At 64.8% G+C, this 16,917-nt stretch carries 14 protein-coding genes; all 14 read right to left on the reverse strand.

The window, feature by feature from the left end:
• Positions 1-179: 179 nt before the first annotated feature.
• Positions 180-1,385, reverse strand: coding sequence for a cell division protein FtsZ (gene ftsZ / locus F1735_RS07065; RefSeq protein WP_166870608.1), 1,206 nt, complete (start codon positions 1,383-1,385; stop codon positions 180-182).
• A 130-nt stretch (positions 1,386-1,515) separates the two neighbouring features.
• The gene (gene ftsA, locus F1735_RS07070; protein WP_054266460.1) at positions 1,516-2,748 is read right to left on the reverse strand and encodes a cell division protein FtsA; all 1,233 of its coding nucleotides are present in this window, start codon (positions 2,746-2,748) and stop codon (positions 1,516-1,518) included.
• A gap of 10 nt (positions 2,749-2,758) precedes the next feature.
• Positions 2,759-3,598 (reverse strand): cell division protein FtsQ/DivIB, encoded by an 840-nt coding sequence (locus tag F1735_RS07075; RefSeq protein WP_167236278.1) that lies wholly within the window; start codon positions 3,596-3,598, stop codon positions 2,759-2,761.
• Between the two features lie 7 nt (positions 3,599-3,605).
• Entirely contained in the window at positions 3,606-4,574 is a 969-nt protein-coding gene (locus F1735_RS07080; RefSeq protein ID WP_167236279.1) for a D-alanine--D-alanine ligase, read from the reverse strand.
• Positions 4,571-5,968 carry a UDP-N-acetylmuramate--L-alanine ligase gene (murC, locus tag F1735_RS07085; RefSeq protein WP_167236280.1) on the reverse strand — a complete coding sequence of 466 codons (1,398 nt, stop codon included), beginning with the start codon at positions 5,966-5,968 and terminating at the stop codon, positions 4,571-4,573. Before murC ends, F1735_RS07080 begins: the two co-directional genes overlap by 4 nt.
• A 3-nt stretch (positions 5,969-5,971) precedes the next feature.
• Positions 5,972-7,051 carry an undecaprenyldiphospho-muramoylpentapeptide beta-N-acetylglucosaminyltransferase gene (gene murG, locus F1735_RS07090; RefSeq protein ID WP_167236281.1) on the reverse strand — a complete coding sequence of 360 codons (1,080 nt, stop codon included), beginning with the start codon at positions 7,049-7,051 and terminating at the stop codon, positions 5,972-5,974.
• Positions 7,048-8,259 (reverse strand): putative lipid II flippase FtsW, encoded by a 1,212-nt coding sequence (gene ftsW / locus F1735_RS07095; RefSeq protein WP_167236282.1) that lies wholly within the window; start codon positions 8,257-8,259, stop codon positions 7,048-7,050. The genes murG and ftsW overlap by 4 nt, the downstream gene beginning before the upstream one ends.
• Positions 8,259-9,782, reverse strand: coding sequence for a UDP-N-acetylmuramoyl-L-alanine--D-glutamate ligase (gene murD, locus F1735_RS07100; protein WP_167236283.1), 1,524 nt, complete (start codon positions 9,780-9,782; stop codon positions 8,259-8,261). Before murD ends, ftsW begins: the two co-directional genes overlap by 1 nt.
• Positions 9,782-10,951: a phospho-N-acetylmuramoyl-pentapeptide-transferase gene (gene mraY, locus F1735_RS07105; RefSeq protein WP_166894164.1), complete on the reverse strand. Its 1,170-nt coding sequence runs from the start codon at positions 10,949-10,951 to the stop codon at positions 9,782-9,784. Before mraY ends, murD begins: the two co-directional genes overlap by 1 nt.
• Position 10,952: 1 nt before the next feature.
• A complete protein-coding gene (locus F1735_RS07110) occupies positions 10,953-12,338 on the reverse strand; it encodes a UDP-N-acetylmuramoyl-tripeptide--D-alanyl-D-alanine ligase (RefSeq protein ID WP_167236284.1) in 1,386 nt (461 codons plus the stop codon).
• A complete protein-coding gene (locus tag F1735_RS07115; RefSeq protein ID WP_229505662.1) occupies positions 12,338-13,888 on the reverse strand; it encodes a UDP-N-acetylmuramoyl-L-alanyl-D-glutamate--2,6-diaminopimelate ligase in 1,551 nt (516 codons plus the stop codon). Before F1735_RS07115 ends, F1735_RS07110 begins: the two co-directional genes overlap by 1 nt.
• On the reverse strand, positions 13,888-15,672 hold the full coding sequence (locus F1735_RS07120) for a peptidoglycan D,D-transpeptidase FtsI family protein (protein WP_167236285.1): 1,785 nt from the start codon (positions 15,670-15,672) through the stop codon (positions 13,888-13,890). Before F1735_RS07120 ends, F1735_RS07115 begins: the two co-directional genes overlap by 1 nt.
• Positions 15,669-15,941, reverse strand: coding sequence for a cell division protein FtsL (gene ftsL, locus F1735_RS07125; RefSeq protein ID WP_167236286.1), 273 nt, complete (start codon positions 15,939-15,941; stop codon positions 15,669-15,671). Before ftsL ends, F1735_RS07120 begins: the two co-directional genes overlap by 4 nt.
• Positions 15,938-16,912: a 16S rRNA (cytosine(1402)-N(4))-methyltransferase RsmH gene (rsmH, locus tag F1735_RS07130; RefSeq protein WP_167236344.1), complete on the reverse strand. Its 975-nt coding sequence runs from the start codon at positions 16,910-16,912 to the stop codon at positions 15,938-15,940. The genes ftsL and rsmH overlap by 4 nt, the downstream gene beginning before the upstream one ends.
• Positions 16,913-16,917: the final 5 nt, after the last annotated feature.

A 16,917-nucleotide genomic window follows, 5' to 3' on the forward strand; every position in this document is an offset into this window, starting at 1 on the left:
TCGCAGTTTCGCTCCACGCTTCCTCCCCACAGTCGGTCGCCCTTCCGCAGTTGCGCTTCACTTCGCTCACTGTGGTCAGCTTGCGGGAGGACTTGCACCTCCAAGAGTGCGCCCATGCTGGGCGCACGAAAAAAAGCCGGGGAAGTCCCCGGCTTCTTCAATCGCGCACTGCGACCGGCTTAGTCGGCTTGCTTGCGCAGGAAAGCCGGAATGTCGTAGGTTTCCACGCCATTGCGCTGCATCGCCTGGACCTGCTCGGAGGCCTGCTCGCGGCGCCACACGGCTGGCTGCTTCATGCCTTCCATGGCGTGGCCGCTGGCCGAGCCGGAACCCATCGACACGCCCACCGTCGCGCCCACGCCGCCGGCCGACATGGCCGGGCCGTTGTGGGTACCGGTGCGCAGCATCGGCTGCTGCACCAGCTGCATGGCCTTCTTGGCCTTGCCCAGGCCCGTCGCCACCACGGTCACGCGGATGTCGTCGCCCATTTCGTCGTCGTACGCGATACCTTGCGCAATCGACGCATCCGGCGCCGCAAACGCGCGCACGGCCGCCATGACTTCCTTGATCTCTTTACCCTTGAGGCCACGGCTGGCGGTGACGTTGACCAGCACCCCGCGCGCACCCGACAGGTCGATCCCGTCGAGCAGCGGCGAAGCGACTGCCTGCTCGGCCGCGATGCGGGCGCGATCGACGCCGCTGGCGGTCGCGGTGCCCATCATGGCCTTGCCCTGCTCGCCCATGATGGTCTTGACGTCATTGAAGTCGACGTTGATGTGGCCCGGCACGTTGATGATCTCGGCGATACCGGCCACCGCGTTGTTGAGCACATCATCGGCGTGGCGCATCCACTCGATCATCGATTCGTCTTCGTAGATCTCTTCCAGTTTTTCGTTGAGGATGATGATCAGCGAATCGACGTGCAGCGACAGCTCTTCCAGCCCGCTCTCGGCCACGTCCATGCACTTCTGGCCTTCGTACGAAAACGGCTTGGAGACCACGGCCACCGTCAGCGCGCCCAGCGACTTGGCGATTTCAGCCACGATCGGCGCGGCGCCGGTACCGGTGCCGCCGCCCATGCCGGCCGCGATGAAGACCATGTGCGCGCCGCGCAGCGCGTCTTCGATGCGCGCGCGCGATTCTTCGGCCAGCTGGCGGCCGACGGTCGGCTTCATGCCGGCGCCCAGGCCCGACTCGCCGATCTGGATGATGTTGTGGGCGCTGGACTTGGCCAGCGCCTGCGAATCGGTATTGGCCGCGATGAACTCAACGCCCGACACGCCCTTGTTGATCATGTGCTGAACCGCATTGCCACCCGCTCCGCCGACGCCGACGACCTTGATGACGGTTCCTAGTGCTGCGTTATCGACCATATCAAACTCCATGATGAACTCCTAATCAAAGTGCGGTTTCCAAGCGCCAGGACTCATAGTGGTATGAAACCTGGAGATTGAAAACTGCGTTAACCGTTAAATAACAAGAACCCGTGTGCGTTGTATTCCAAACCGTGCCGACCTAAAAATTCCCTAAAAACCATTCCTTCATGCGCTGCCAGACCGCTTTGACCGAGCCATCCTGGCGCGTCACGATATGCCCGCGCAGATACTGCTTCTTCGCTTCGAGCAGCAGCCCGAGCACGGTCGCGTAGCGCGGACTGCGCACCACGTCGGCCAGCTGGCCGCGATAGTCCGGCGTGCCAAGGCGCGCCGGCTTGAGGAAAATATCTTCCGCCATTTCGACCATGCCGGGCATGATCGCGGTGCCGCCGGTGAGCACGATGCCCGACGACAGAACCCCTTCGTATCCCGATTCGCGCACCACCTGATGCACCATCGCGAACAATTCTTCGACCCTCGGCTCGATCACCGCCGCCAGCGCCTGGCGCGACAGGTTGCGCGGTCCGCGGTCGCCCAGTCCCGGCACTTCGAGCGACTCGTGCGGATCGGCCAGCACCTGCTTGGCCACGCCGTAGCGGATCTTGATCTCTTCGGCTTCGGAAGTCGGCGTGCGCAGCGCCATCGCGATGTCGTTGGTGATCTGGTCGCCGGCGATCGGAATGACCGCCGTATGCCGGATCGCGCCGTCGGAAAACACCGCAATGTCGGTGGTGCCGCCGCCAATGTCGATCAGCACCACGCCCAGTTCCTTTTCGTCGAGCGTAAGCACCGCGTCGGCCGAGGCCATCGGCTGCAAGATCAGGTCCGACACTTCAAGGCCGCAACGGCGAACGCACTTTACAATGTTTTGTACCGCCGACACCGCACCGGTGACAATATGCACCCGCACTTCCAGGCGAATGCCGCTCATGCCGATCGGCTCGCGCACGTCTTCCTGGCTGTCGACGATGAATTCCTGCGGCACCGTGTGCAGCAACTGCTGGTCGGTCGGGATATTGACCGCCTTGGCCGTTTCGATCACGCGCGCCACGTCGGTGGCCGTCACTTCCTTGTCCTTGATCGCGACCATGCCGCTCGAATTGAACGAGCGGATATGGCTGCCGGCGATGCCCGCGTAGACATTGCGGATCTTGCAGTCGGCCATCAGCTCGGCTTCTTCGAGCGCGCGCTGGATCGATTCGACGGTCGCCTCGATATTGACGACCACCCCTTTTTTCAGTCCGCGCGACTCGTGCTGACCCAGTCCGATCACCTCGTGGCGCCCGTCGGACATCACCTCGGCCACCACGGCCACCACTTTCGAGGTACCGATATCGAGGCCGACGATCAGGTTTTTCGCGTCTTTTGTCATGTGCTGTCGCCTACTGTCTTTGCTTGATTTTGCTGCTGGTTGATCTGCTGTTCGGTTTTACTGCTTTTTTTGCCGCCGCCTTCACAGGCTTGTGCGGATCGTCGGGCAGTACCAGCGCGGCGGCGGATAGCGCCAGGCCGTTCTGATAGCGCATGTCGATCGTATCGATGCCATCCTGCAGGCGGCTGGCCAGTTGCGGATAAATCCCCACCAGCCGTTGCACCCGCTGCTTGAGCGTCGTCTTGTCCTGCTCCCGTCCCAGCGCCACGCTCATGCCGTTATCGAGTTTCACGGTCCATGCGTAGCGGTTCGACAGGTCCAGCTTTTCCGGCACCAGCGAAATCGGCGCAAACATCGCGCGCAACTCGATGAACCGCGCCAGCACTTCCTTCTCGCTGCCTTCCGGCCCGTCCAGCGCCGGCAGCGGATGGTCCTCGTCCGCCTCGGCCAGGTTGGCGGTAAATACATCGCCCTTGACCGACAACAGGCGCCCATCCTCGCCCCAGGTACCGAGCGCTTCGTGCTCCTCGACTTCCACGATCAGCTGGTCCGGCCATTCGCGCCGCACCGTGGCCCGCCTGACCCAGGGCACCGCTTCGAAGGCGGTGCGTACCTGTTCCAGGTTGGTCGTGAAAAAATTCCCCTTGATGCGGCCCACCACGCCGGCGCGCAAAGTGAGCTTGTTCACGTGCTGCAGCCCGGTCGCGTGTACGCTGTCGACCCGCACCGTGCGAAGGGTGAACATGGGCAGCTGCGACAGCCACCACACACCCGACGCCAGGCAGGCGATCACCACGGCCGCCATCAAGCCGCTCGCGGTTGCGTTCAAAGAGCGTACGTCATGCCACATTACTGTATTAACCCTGGCCCTGGGCCATTTTCAAGCGTGCCGAACGAACAATCTCGACACACAGGTCTTCATAGCTGATGCCCAGCGCGCGCGCCGCCATCGGCACCAGCGAGTGACTGGTCATGCCCGGCGAGGTATTGACCTCGATCAGGAACGGCTTGTTGTCGCTGGCGCGCAGCAGTACATCGACCCTGCCCCAGCCTTCGCAATCGATGGCGCGGTAGGCTTCCACCGCCAGTCGCGACACTTCCGCGCTGGTCGCTTCGTCCAGCACGGCCGGGCAAAAATACTTGGTGTCGTCGGTGAAGTACTTGTTCTGGTAATCGTAATTGCCGTCCGGCGCCACGATTTCGACGATCGGCAGCGCGCGCGCATGCGCGCCGCGACCGAGCACCGCCACCGTCAGCTCGCGCCCCGTGACGAATTCCTCGGCCAGCACCACCTCGTCGAAACCGGCGGCCACCTCGTAGGCCGCCTTCAGGTCGCCCTCGGCGCGCACCTTGGTGATGCCCATGCTCGAGCCTTCGTGCGGCGGCTTGACCATCAGCGGCAGGCCGAGCTGGGCCACCACCTGCGCCAGGTCGGTGCTGGCGTCGAGCGACGCGTAGCGCGGCGTCGGCAGGCCGCGCATCAGCCAGATCATCTTGGTGTAGATCTTGTCCATGCCGATCGCGCACGCCATCACGCCGCTGCCGGTGTAGGCAATACCGAGCTGCTCGAGCGCGCCCTGCAGGCTGCCGTCTTCGCCGAAGCGGCCGTGCAGCGCGATGAACACGCGGTCGAACTCTTCGGCCGCCAGGTCGGCGATGCTACGCTCGCCGGTGTCGAACAAATGGGCGTCGATGCCCTTGCTTTGCAGCGCCGCATGCACGCCGGTGCCCGACATGATCGACACATCGCGTTCGGCCGAACGGCCGCCGAACAGCACGCCGACCTTGCCCAGTGCGGCGGCGTCGCCGGAATTGAAACCACTCATGCAGAAGCCTCCACGGAATTAACCAGTTTATTCGGAATGCCGCTGATCGAGCCGGCGCCCATGGTAATCACAACGTCACCGTCGCGCACCACATTCATGATTGCAGCCGGCATGTCGGCAATCGCCTCGACAAAAATCGGCTCGATTTTCCCGCCCACGCGCAGCGCGTGCGCCAGCGCGCGGCCGTCGGCGGCCACCACATGCGCCTCGCCGGCGGCGTAGACTTCGGACAGCAGCAGCACGTCGGGCGTGGCCAGCACCTTCACAAAATCTTCGAACAGGTCGCGCGTGCGCGAATAGCGGTGCGGCTGGAAGGCCAGCACCAGGCGCCGGCCAGGGTACGCCCCGCGCGCCGCCGCCAGGGTCACTTCCGTCTCGACCGGGTGGTGGCCGAAGTCGTCCACCAGCGCAAAACTGCCGCCGCCCGGAATGGCGATGTCGCCGTAACGCGTGAAGCGCCGGCCCACACCGTGGAACTCGGCCAGGCCCTGCTGGGTCGCGCTGTCGTCGATCCCGATTTCGCGCGCGATCGCAATGGCCGAACATGCATTCTGCACATTATGCATGCCGGGCTGGTTGAGGATGAACTGTGTATCCGGATAGCCTTCCTGGACCACCGTGAAATGCATCTGCAGGCCGATGGCGCTGGCATTGATGGCGCGCACCTGGGCCGCTTCGGAAAAGCCGTAGGTGGTGATCGGCTTGGTCACGAACGGGATGATGTCGCGCACGTGCTGGTCGTCGATGCACAGCATCACGCGCCCGTAGAACGGCAAGCGGTGGGTGAAATGCACGAAGGCCTGCTTGAGCTTTTCGAAATCGTGCTCGTAGGTTTCCATGTGATCGGCGTCGATATTGGTGATCACTTCGATCATCGGCGTCAGGTTCAGGAACGAGGCGTCCGATTCGTCGGCTTCGGCCACGATGTATTCGCCGGTGCCCAGCTTGGCATTGGCGCCGGCGCTGTTCAAGCGGCCACCGATCACAAAGGTCGGATCGAGCCCGCCCTGGGCCAATACGGAAGCCACCAGGCTGGTGGTGGTGGTCTTGCCGTGGGTGCCGGCAATGGCGATGCCGCGCTTTAAGCGCATCAATTCACCGAGCATAATCGCGCGCGGCACGATGGGAATCTGCGCTGCGCGCGCCGCCACCACCTCCGGATTGTCGTCCTTGACGGCGGTCGAGGTCACGACCACGTCGGCCCCGAGGATATTATCGGCCGCGTGGCCGAGCATCACCTGCGCGCCCAGGCTGGCCAAACGCTGGCTGGCCACGTTGCTGCCCAGGTCCGAACCGGAGACGCTGTAGCCGAGATTGAGCAGCACTTCGGCGATGCCGCTCATGCCGCTGCCGCCGATGCCCACAAAATGGATGTTCTTGATTTTATGTTTCATGTTCTAGTTTGCCGTTCCTGCCAGTTGTTCGAGTACATCCGCGATTGCTTCATTGGCGTTGCGCTTGCCGACCGCCAGTGCGGCGACCGCCATGGCGCGGCAGGCCTCGCGGTCCAGCCCTTGCAGCAGCTGCGCCACGCGCTGCGCGCTCAATTCCGTTTGCGGCAAATGAATTGCCGCCTTTTGCTTGTCCATCCACTGCGCGTTGTCGCGCTGGTGGCTGGTGGTGCTGGCCACAAACGGCACCAGCACGCTGGCCACGCCCGCCGCCGTCAGTTCCGACACCGTGATCGCGCCGGCGCGGCAGATCACCACGTCGCAGCTAGCATAGGCGCCGGCCATGTCGTCGATGAAGTCGACCACGTCAGCTGTCACGCCGGCTTTGGCATAGGCCTCGCGCAGCGCATCGATATTCTTCTTGCCCGACTGGTGCGTCACATGCGGGCGCTGGCCTTCCGGCAGCAGCGCCAGTGCGGCCGGCACGCTGTCGTTCAATACCTTCGCTCCCAGGCTGCCGCCGACGACCAGCACGCGCAAAGGCCCGCTGCGGCCGTCGAAGCGCGGCAGCGGCGCCGTCATGGCCAGGATTTCCTTGCGCACCGGGTTACCGGTGACGATGGCCTTGGCGGCGGCGCTGCCGAAATCGGCGGGAAAGCCGAACATCACTTTTTTCGCCAGCGGCGCGAGCGTCTTGTTCGACAACAGCAGCGCGGCGTCGGCATTGACCAGCGCCAGCGGCACGCCGGCGGCGCGCGCCATCATGCCGCCGGGGACGCACACGTAGCCGCCCATGCCGAGCACCACGTCCGGCTTGCGCTGCCTGATGAAGCGGCGGCAGGCCACGAAACTGGCGGCCATCTTGAAGGCGCCGGTCACGCTGTGTTTCAGCCCCTTGCCGCGCATGCCCGAAAAATCGATGCTGTCGATGGCGATGCCGTTTTTGGGCACGAGCTCCTGCTCCATGCCGTGCGAGGTTCCGAGCCAGCTCACCTCCCAGCCGCGCTGGCGCATGGTCTGCGCGATCGCGATCCCCGGGAAGATATGCCCGCCGGTGCCGGCCGCCATGATCATCAAGCGCTTCATGGCCGTCCACCCCTCATCAACACACGGTTCTCATAATCGATACGCAGCAAAATCGCCAATCCCACACAGTTGATCAATACGCCCGAGCCGCCGTAACTCATCAGCGGCAGGGTCAGTCCCTTGGTCGGCAGCAGGCCCAGGTTCACACCCATGTTGATAAAGGTCTGCACGCCAATCCAGATGCCGATGCCCTTGGCCGCAAGGCCGGCGAAGGTCTGGTCGATGGCGATGGCCTGGCGCCCGATATCGAAGGCGCGCTTGACCAGCCAGTAGAACATGGCGATGACGACCACCACGCCGGCCAGGCCCAGTTCTTCGCCGATGACCGCCATCAGGAAGTCGGTGTGCGCTTCGGGCAGGTAGTGCAGTTTTTCGACGCTCGCGCCGAGGCCCACGCCGAACCATTCGCCGCGCCCGAAGGCGATCAGCGAATGGGTCAGCTGATAGGCCTTGTCGAGCGCATTGCCCTCTTCCCAGGGATTCAGGTAGGCGAACATGCGCGCGCGCCGGAACGGCGAAAAGAAGATGATGGCGCCGAAAATGGTCACCAGCAGCGCGCCGATGCCGCCGAACCAGACCGCGTTGATCCCGCCCAGGAACAAGATGCCCATGGCGATGCAGACGATCACGCCGAACGCGCCCAGATCGGGTTCGAGCAGCAGCAGCAGGCCGACCAGGCCGATCGCACCGGCCATCGGCAGGAAGCCCTTGGTCAGCTTGTGCATGTATTCCTGCTTGCGCACCGTGTAGTCGGCGGCGTACAGCACGGCCGCGATCTTCATCACTTCGGACGGCTGCAGCTTGAAAAATTTGAGGTCCAGCCAGCGCTGCGCGCCGTTGACCGAAAAGCCCACGTGCGGCACCAGCACCAATGCCAGCAGCGCCAGGCTGCCGACGAACAAGGTCGATGCGTAGCGCTGCCAGACCGTGACCGGAATGCGGAACACAAAGAAGCCGGCCAGCATCGAGACCACGATGAAGATGGCCTGGCGCTGCAGGAAATACGTGGTTTTGTAGTTGGCGTACTTGGGCGAATCGGGCAAGGCGATCGATGCCGAGTACACCATCACCATCCCGAACAGCATCAGCAGCACGGTGACCCAGACCAGCAACTGGTCGTATTCCATCATTTTCGACGGGCGCGTGCGGTCCCCGGACAATGCGTCCGAAGCCGGGCCGGCGAATTTGAATGGAAACTGGAAGGCCATCAGAGATCCTGTCCTTTATCGAGCGCCAGTTCGCGCACGGCCTCGACGAACACCTGGGCCCGATGGCCGTAACCGGTGAACATGTCGAAGCTGGCGCAAGCCGGCGAGAGCAGCACCGCGTCGCCAAGCTGCGCCAGCGCGGATGCGCGCCGCACCGCTTCCGGCAGGGTTTCGCAATCGATCAGATCGACGCCGGACGGCTCGATGGCCGCGCGCAGCAGCGGCGCGTCGCGCCCGATCAGCAGCACCACGCGCACGTAGCGCGAGCACGGTTCGGCCAGCGGCTCGAACTGCTGGCCCTTGCCGTCGCCGCCCGCGATCAGCACGATCTTTTGCGTTTCGCCGCCGAAGGCCTTGCCCAAGCCAGTCAGGGCGGCCACCGTGGCGCCGACATTGGTGCCCTTGCTGTCGTCGTAATAGTCGACGGCGTCGATGGCGGCCACCAGTTCGACCCGGTGCGGTTCGCCCTGGTAGTCGCGCAGGCCGTGCAGCAGCGGCGCGAACGGCAGGCCGATGGCGCGGCACAGGGCCAGCGCGGCCAGCGCGTTGGCGGCGTTGTGCAGGCCCCGGATGCGCAGGGCGTCGGCCGGCATCAGGCGGCTGATCGTGCATGGCACCACTTCGACCGGATCGTTTTTCTTGCGCTTTTTCTCGCTCTCTTCGCCGGCCACGGCCACGGTCAGCCACAGCACGCCGCGTTCGTTGTGCAGGCCGAAGCTGTCGGCTTCCTGCGGCTCGCCCGTGCCGAAGGTGCGTACCACGCTGCCTTGCGTACCCATGCGCGCGACCAGCGGGTCGTCGCGATTGAGCACGCGCACCGTCGACGGACCGAAGATGCGCGCCTTATCGACGCCGTAGGCGTCCATGTCGCCGTGCCAGTCGAGGTGGTCCTGGGTGAGGTTCAGCACCGTGGCGGCATCGGCGTCCAGGCTGAAGGTCGAATGCAGCTGGAAGCTCGACAACTCGAGAATCCACGCTTGCGGCAACGGGGTCTGATCGAGAAGCGCCTGGTCCAGCACTTCGCGCAGCACATCGAGCGCCGCCGGGCTGATATTGCCGGCCACGCGGGTCGACAGGCCGGCGCGCTGGCACAACAAACCGGTCAGGCTGGTGACGGTGGTCTTGCCGTTGGTGCCGGTAATGGCAATCACTTTCGGCGCATACGCGCGTTCGTCTTTCAACGCGGCCAGGGCCTGGGCGAACAGTTCGATCTCGCCCCAGACCGGAATGGCGCGCGCGGCGGCCGCCGGCATGATGGCCGCCAGTTCGCGTGCGGGCGCGAGACCCGGGCTGACGGCCACGAAATCGATCGTGTCGAGCAGCGCTTCGAGCAGCTCGCCGCCGATGAATTCGGCCGCCGGAACCGTGTCCTTGAGCGCTTGCAGGCGTTGCGGCGCTTCGCGCGTGTCGGCCACGCGCACGCGCGCACCGCAGCGCGCCAGCCACTGCGCCATGGCGAGACCCGATTCGCCCAGTCCGAGGACCAGGGCGTATTTGCCGGCGTAGAGTTCGAGGTGGTTCATCAGCGCAGCTTCAGGGTGGACAGGCCGACCAGCACCAGCATCATCGTGATGATCCAGAAACGCACGACGACCTGGGTCTCTTTCCAGCCTTTTTGTTCGAAGTGATGGTGCAAAGGCGCCATCAGGAACACGCGGCGCCCGGTGCCGTAACGCTTCTTGGTGTACTTGAACCAGCTGACCTGGATGATCACCGAAACCGTTTCGGCCACGAACACGCCGCCCATGATGAACAGGACGATTTCCTGGCGCACGATGACGGCAATGGTGCCGAGCGCGCCGCCGAGCGCCAGCGCGCCGACGTCGCCCATGAACATCTGGGCCGGATGCGCGTTATACCAAAGGAAGGCCAGGCCCGCGCCGGCCATCGCGCCGCAGAAAATCAACAGTTCGCCCGCGCCGGGAATGTGCGGAATGAACAGGTATTTGGAGTACGTGGCGCTGCCGGTCAGGTAGGCGAACAGGCCCAGGGCCGAGCCGACCATCACGGTTGGCATGATCGCCAGGCCATCAAGGCCGTCGGTAAAGTTGACCGCGTTGCTGGTGCCGACGATGACGCAGTAGGTCAGCGCGATGAAGCCCCACACGCCGAGCGGATAGCTGACGGTTTTCACGAACGGCACGATCAAGTCGGCCTTGGGCGGCAGGTCGAGCGAAAAGCCCGACTGCACCCAGGCGTAGAACAGGTCCCACACTTTGCCGGGGGTCGGCGCCGATACCGAGAACGCCAGGTACAGCGAGGCGGCGATACCGATCAAGGACATCCAGAAGTATTTTTCGCCCGAGCGCATGCCTTCCGGGTCCTGGTAGACCACCTTGCGGTAGTCGTCGGCCCAGCCGATGGCGCCGAAACCGAGGGTCACCACCAGCACCGGCCATACCAGGCGGTTCGACAGGTCGCACCACAGCAGGGTCGAGACGCCGATGGCGATCAGGATCAGCACACCGCCCATGGTTGGCGTGCCGTGTTTTTTCAGGTGCGTCTGCGGACCGTCCGGGCGCACTGCCTGGCCGACTTTGAGCGACGTCAGCTTGCGGATCACGGCCGGACCGGCGACCAGGCCGATCAGCACCGCCGTGATGGTGGCGAACACCGCGCGGAAGGTGATGAAGTTGAAGATTCGCAGAGGACCGAGTTCGTCCTGGAACATTTGTGCGAGCCAGAGCAGCATGTTAGTGGGCTTCCTTACTTGTGTTATGTGATCCGACCAGGTGAGCGACGACGCGTTCCATTTTCATGAAGCGCGAGCCCTTCACCAGTACAGTCGCGTCAGAGGTGCTGCCCAATTGCGTATCGAGTGCCGCCAATAATTCGTCGAACTGCGTGTAATGCTGTGCGCCCGAGGCGGCCATGTGGCGCGTCAGTTCGCCGCTGACAAGCACCGACTCGATACCGCGCTCTAGCGCGTAGGCGCCGATTTCTTCGTGAAATTCCCGTCCCTGGGTGCCGACTTCGCCCATGTCGCCCAGTACCAGGATGCGCGGCGCGTGCGCCTGCGCCAGCACGTCGATGGCGGCGCGCACCGAATCCGGATTGGCGTTGTAGCTGTCGTCGATGACGGTAGCCCCGCAGCTGGCGTGCTTGCGCTGCAGGCGGCCGCTGACCGGCCCGAACGCGGCCAGCCCGCGCGCCACGGCTTCCGGCGCAATGCCGGCGGCGATGGTGCAGGCGATCGCCGCGAGCGCGTTACGCACATTGTGCAAACCGGCTGCGGCCAGCTTGACGTTGAAGCTGCGCGTCGGCGCGCCGTCGATCCGCACCGTTACATCGAGTTCGCTGCCGAAATCGGTGGCGCGGTGCCCGCAGCTGACGTTGCAGGCGGCGTCGAAGCCGAAGGTGATGCAGGTACGGCCGGCGGCCATGCCCTGCCACAGCGCGCTGTATTGGTCGTCGCCGGGGAACACGGCCACGCCGTCGGCCGGCAAGCCGGCCAGCACGGCGCCGTTCTCGCGCGCCACCGCTTCCACGGTGTGCATGAATTCCTGGTGCTCGCGCTGGGCGTTGTTGACCAGGCCGATGGTCGGCGCGGCAATCGCGGCCAGGCGCGCGATCTCGCCCGGGTGGTTCATGCCCAGTTCAATCACGGCCGCCTTGTGCGCTCCGGTCAGGCGCATCAAGGTGAGCGGCACGCCGATTTCGTTATTCAGGTTGCCGCGCGTGGCCAGGCGCGCATCGTCCGACAGGCCGGCCGCCAGGATCGCGGCGATCATTTCCTTGACCGTGGTCTTGCCGTTGCTGCCGGTGACGCCGATCACGGGAATGGCGTATTGCCCGCGCCAGTGGTTGGCGATGCGGCCCAGGGCCATCAGCGTATCCGGCACCACGATGGCGGGCAGGGTCCAGCCGTCCGGCAGGCGCTCCGCCACCACGCACGCGGCGCCGCCGGCGGCCACCTGGGCCAGGAAGTCGTGGGCGTCGAAGGTCTCGCCGCGCAGGGCGACGAACAGCGCACCAAGACCGGCGCTGCGGCTGTCGGTCGAGACGCTGTTGAAGCTGGCGTCGGCCGTCATGCGCGCGTGGGAAATAGCCGCGACCAGTTGTGCGAGCGAGCCGTGCATCAGTTAGTCCTCATCATGGTCACGCGCGCCGCCAGCGCCAGCGCGGCGTGGTCGGCGTCGGAGAACGGCATCTTGCGGCCCTTGATTTCCTGGTACGGCTCATGGCCTTTACCGGCCAGCAGGATCACGTCCGGCTTGGCCGCGTGCTTGACGGCCGACAGGATCGCGGCGGCGCGGTCTTCGATCGCCTGCAAGCGCGAAGCCGGATGGGCCGCATCCATGCCGGCCACGATCTGGCTGATGATGGCGGCCGGATCTTCGCTGCGCGGATTGTCGCTGGTGACCAGCACATGTTCGGCAATCTGCGCAATCGCGCCCATTTGCGCTCGCTTGCCAGGATCGCGGTCGCCGCCGCAGCCGAACACGCACCACAACTGGCCGCCGCGTTCGTGCGCGACCTGGCGCAGCGCGCCCAGGGTCTGCTCCAGCGCGTCCGGGGTGTGGGCGTAGTCGATGACCACCATCGGCGCATCCTGGCCGCCGATCTGCTGCATGCGGCCGGGCGCCGGCGTGAGCGCTTCGATGGCGTCGAGCGCGGCGCGCAGGGCCACGCCCTTGGCCAGCAGCGCGCCGAGCACGGCCAGCGCATTGCTGATGTTGAAGTGGCCCACCAGGCGCGTCTTGACCTGGGCGCCGCCGAGCGGCGAATCGAGATGGAATTCGGTGCCCGCGTGGCGGCTGCGGAACTGCGAGGCGCGCAGCATGGTCACGCCGGCGATGTCGGGCTGGGTGGCCGCGTCGCGCAGGGTGTAGCCGGTCACGCAAGGGCCGCCGGGCTGGGATACGAGTTGCTTGACCAGGCGTTGTCCTGCCGGGTCGTCGAGGTTAAGCACTGCTGTTTTCAATCCTGGCCACGCGAACAGCTTGGCCTTCGCCGCTTCGTAGCATTCCATGGTGCCGTGATAATCGAGGTGGTCGCGCGTCAGGTTGGTGAACAGCGCAACGTCAAAATGCATGCCCAGGGTACGGCCTTGCCCGAGACCGATGGAGCTTACCTCAATCGCCAGCGCGGTGGCGCCCGCATCGCGCACGCCGGCCAGTTTTTCGGCCAGCAGCACCGCGTCGGGTGTCGTGTAGCCGGTGACGTCGTACTCGACTTCGCCGCGCCCGCCGAACAGTCCCACGCCGAGCGTGCCGATGACGGCCGCCGTCTCGCCCAGGCGCGCAAAGGCCTGGCCGAGCCAGACCGCGCACGAGGTCTTGCCGTTGGTGCCGGTGACGCCGACGGTGAACATGGCGGCGTCCGGCATGCCATAGCAGGCGTGCGCAATCGGACCGGCGTGCGCTTTCAGCTCGCTCACGGCCAGGTGCGGCACGCCCGAGGCGTCAGTCCAGGCGAAATCGCGCTCGTCGTAGACGATGGCGGCGGCGCCCTGCCCGATCGCTTTGGCGATGTAGGCGCGGCCGTCGGCGGCGTCGCCCGGGTAGGCGAAGAAAACGTCGCCCGGCTTGACGCGGCGCGAGTCGGACACCACCCTGGCGCCGGGGGCAACCTGGGCGATCCAGGCGCAGACCTGCTGCGGATTCAAGGACGGCATTATTTTTGTCATTACATCACCTCCCCGGAGCCATCGTTCGGCGCGACGATTTCGGTCACGTCCGAATCGGGCGGAATATTGAGCGCGCGCAGCGAGTTGGCGGCCAGCGCGGCAAAGGTCGGCGCCGCCACGATGCCGCCGAAGTGGCCGATCGCGGTCGGTTCGTCGATCATGACGGCGATGATGAAGCGCGGGTTCGACATCGGCACCATGCCGACAAAACTGCCGATGTACTTGCGCGGCATGGCGTACTTGCCGTTTTCGACCTTGTAGGCGGTGCCGGTCTTGCCGCCCACGCGGTAGCCGGCAACCTGCGCCTGCTTGGCGGTGCCGTGCGCGCCCGATACCACCAGCTCGAGCATCTCGCGCATCTGGCGTGCGGTTTTCGGCTTGATGATCTGGCGCCCGACCGGCGGTTCGGTGACCTTCTGGAACGACAGAGGAATGGTGTCGCCGTCGCGCGCGAACATCATGTAGCCGCGCGCCAGTTGCAGCAGCGAGACCGAAATGCCGTTCCCGTAGCTCATGGTGGCCTGTTCGATCGGACGCCACGATTTGTACGGACGCACGCGCCCCGCCACCGCGCCGGGAAAGCCGAACTTGGGCTGCTGGCCGAAACCGACTTCGGTAAACATTTCCCACATCTCGCGCGGCGGCATCGACAGCGCCAGCTTGGAGGTGCCGATGTTGGACGACATTTCAACGATCTCGGAAACCGTGATCACGCCGTGCGCCTTGGTGTCGGAAATCGGCGCGCCGTTGATCACGAAGCGCCCGGCCCCGGTATCGATGCGGGTGGTGGGCGTGACTCTTCCGCTGTCGAGCGCCAGCGCCACGGTGAACGGCTTGAGGGTCGAACCCGGCTCGAAGGTATCGGTGATGACGCGGTTGCGCAGCTGCGCCCCGGTCAGGCCCTTGCGGTCGTTCGGATCGTAGGTCGGCCAGTTGGCCAGCGCCAGCACTTCGCCGGTTTTCACGTCCAGCACCACGGCGGCGCCGGCCTTGGCCTTGAACTTGGCCACGGCTTCCTTGACCTGGTTAAAGGCGATGTATTGCAGCTTGCTGTCGACCGACAGGGTGAGGTCCTTGCCGTCATGCGGCTCTTTCGACAGGCCCACGTCTTCGACGATCTGGCCGAGGCGATCCTTGATCACGCGGCGGCTGCCGGTGGTGCCGACCAGGTTTTTTTGCTGGGCCAGTTCCATGCTTTCCTGGCCGGCGTCTTCGACGTTGGTGAACCCGACCAGGTGGGTCGCGATTTCGCCCTGCGGATAGAAGCGTTTGTATTCCTTGCGCGTGTCCAGGCCCTTGATGCCCAGTTTGGCGATCTGCTCGATCACCGGCATCTCGACCTGGCGCTTCAGGTAGACGAAGGTGCGGTCCGAATCGAGTTTTTTGCGCAGCTCGGCGTCACTCATGGTGAGCAGCGCGGCCAGGGCGCGCAGTTTTTCCGGCGGCGACTCGAGCACGTCCTCGGGAATCGCCCACACCGCCTTGACCGGGACCGAGGAAGCCAGCACCTGGCCGTTGCGGTCGAGGATGCGCCCGCGCGTGGCGGGCAGTTCGATGGTGCGCTCGTAGCGGTTCTTGCCCTGGATGATCAGGAATTCGTTGGACACGGTTTGCAGCCACACGGCGCGCCCGGCCAGCACCATGAAGGAGGCGAACAGCACGAACAGCACCACGCGCGAACGCCAGGTGGGCAGGCTGACCGCCAGCACCGGGCTTTTCGAGAACGATACACCTTTCGAGGCCGCTACACGCGCGCCTGCCGCACCATTGTTACCGCGTTTCATTGCGCCCCTTCCGTCAGGTACTGCGTGCGCGCCGGCGTCAGCGGCGTCATGTCGAGCTTGTTGCGCGCGATCTGTTCGATGCGCGCGTTGGTGCCCAGGGTCGACTGGTCGAGCTGCAATTGCGCCCAGTCGATATCGAGCTGGCGCGCCTGGTGTTCGAGCTTGCCCAGCTCGATGAACAGGTTGCGCGCCTGAAACTGGGCGTTGACCAGCGACAGTGCGCAGCCGACCAGCAGCACCGCGAGCACGGCGTTGACCTTGCTGTTCACGGACCGCTCCGATTGGGACGAGATTCGGGCAACCGTTCGGCCACCCGCATCACGGCCGAGCGCGCGCGCGGATTGCCTTCGACTTCAAGCTCGGACGGCTTCATCTTGCTGATCAGCTTCATCAGCGGCTGCGGCAGGTCGACCGCGCGGATCGGCAGGCGGCGGTCGGGCTGTTCGACCTTGACCTTGCTGGCCAGAAACTGCTTGACCATGCGATCTTCCAGCGAGTGAAAACTGATCACGGCCATGCGTGCGCCGGGCGCGAGCATGGCGTACGCCGCACTCAAGCCTGTTTCAAGGTCTTCAAGCTCTTTATTGATGAAAATCCGGATAGCTTGAAAGGTCCGTGTGGCCGGATCCTTGCCCTTCTCGCGGGTTTTAACCGCGTTTGCCACGATGCCGGCAAGCTGTCGTGTGCTTGAAATTGGTTCGACTGCCCGGCGAGCAACAATCGCCTTTGCAATCTGAAAAGCAAACCGTTCTTCCCCATAATTGCGAATGACCCTTTCCAATTGTTGTTCAGTCTCGCTGGCCAGCCAGTCGGCGGCGGATACGCCGCGCGTGGTATCCATGCGCATGTCGAGCGGGCCGTCGTTGCGGAAGCTGAAACCGCGCGCGGCATCGTCCACTTGCGGCGAGGAAATGCCCAAATCGAGCAAAATGCCGTCGACCTGGTCCACGCCGCGCGCGGCCAGGGCCTGGGCCATCGTGGCGAAACTGTCGTGTACGATGTCAAAGCGCGCGTCAGTGATCTGGCCGGCCGTGGCGATCGCCTGCAAGTCCTTGTCGAAAGCAAACAGGCGCCCCTTCGACCCCAGGCGCGACAGGATCAGGCGGCTATGTCCACCGCGACCGAAGGTCCCGTCTATATAAGTGCCATCGGCACGCACGCCAGTCAGGTCGAGTGCGTCAACCGCTTCGTCCAGCAACACCGTCCGGTGCTGAAATTCCGGCACCGCCACCACATTCATCATCG

This window comes from Massilia genomosp. 1 (assembly GCF_011682185.1).
Lineage (GTDB): Bacteria > Pseudomonadota > Gammaproteobacteria > Burkholderiales > Burkholderiaceae_D > Telluria_A > Telluria_A rubra.

Coding starts and splice junctions, on each gene's coding strand:
- ftsZ (WP_166870608.1), bottom strand. CDS start 1,385: ATGGAGTTTGATATGGTCGATAACGCAGCACTAGGAACCGTCATCAAG.
- ftsA (WP_054266460.1), bottom strand. CDS start 2,748: ATGACAAAAGACGCGAAAAACCTGATCGTCGGCCTCGATATCGGTACC.
- F1735_RS07075 (WP_167236278.1), bottom strand. CDS start 3,598: ATGTGGCATGACGTACGCTCTTTGAACGCAACCGCGAGCGGCTTGATG.
- F1735_RS07080 (WP_167236279.1), bottom strand. CDS start 4,574: ATGAGTGGTTTCAATTCCGGCGACGCCGCCGCACTGGGCAAGGTCGGC.
- murC (WP_167236280.1), bottom strand. CDS start 5,968: ATGAAACATAAAATCAAGAACATCCATTTTGTGGGCATCGGCGGCAGC.
- murG (WP_167236281.1), bottom strand. CDS start 7,051: ATGAAGCGCTTGATGATCATGGCGGCCGGCACCGGCGGGCATATCTTC.
- ftsW (WP_167236282.1), bottom strand. CDS start 8,259: ATGGCCTTCCAGTTTCCATTCAAATTCGCCGGCCCGGCTTCGGACGCA.
- murD (WP_167236283.1), bottom strand. CDS start 9,782: ATGAACCACCTCGAACTCTACGCCGGCAAATACGCCCTGGTCCTCGGA.
- mraY (WP_166894164.1), bottom strand. CDS start 10,951: ATGCTGCTCTGGCTCGCACAAATGTTCCAGGACGAACTCGGTCCTCTG.
- F1735_RS07110 (WP_167236284.1), bottom strand. CDS start 12,338: ATGCACGGCTCGCTCGCACAACTGGTCGCGGCTATTTCCCACGCGCGC.
- F1735_RS07115 (WP_229505662.1), bottom strand. CDS start 13,888: ATGACAAAAATAATGCCGTCCTTGAATCCGCAGCAGGTCTGCGCCTGG.
- F1735_RS07120 (WP_167236285.1), bottom strand. CDS start 15,672: ATGAAACGCGGTAACAATGGTGCGGCAGGCGCGCGTGTAGCGGCCTCG.
- rsmH (WP_167236344.1), bottom strand. CDS start 16,912: ATGAATGTGGTGGCGGTGCCGGAATTTCAGCACCGGACGGTGTTGCTG.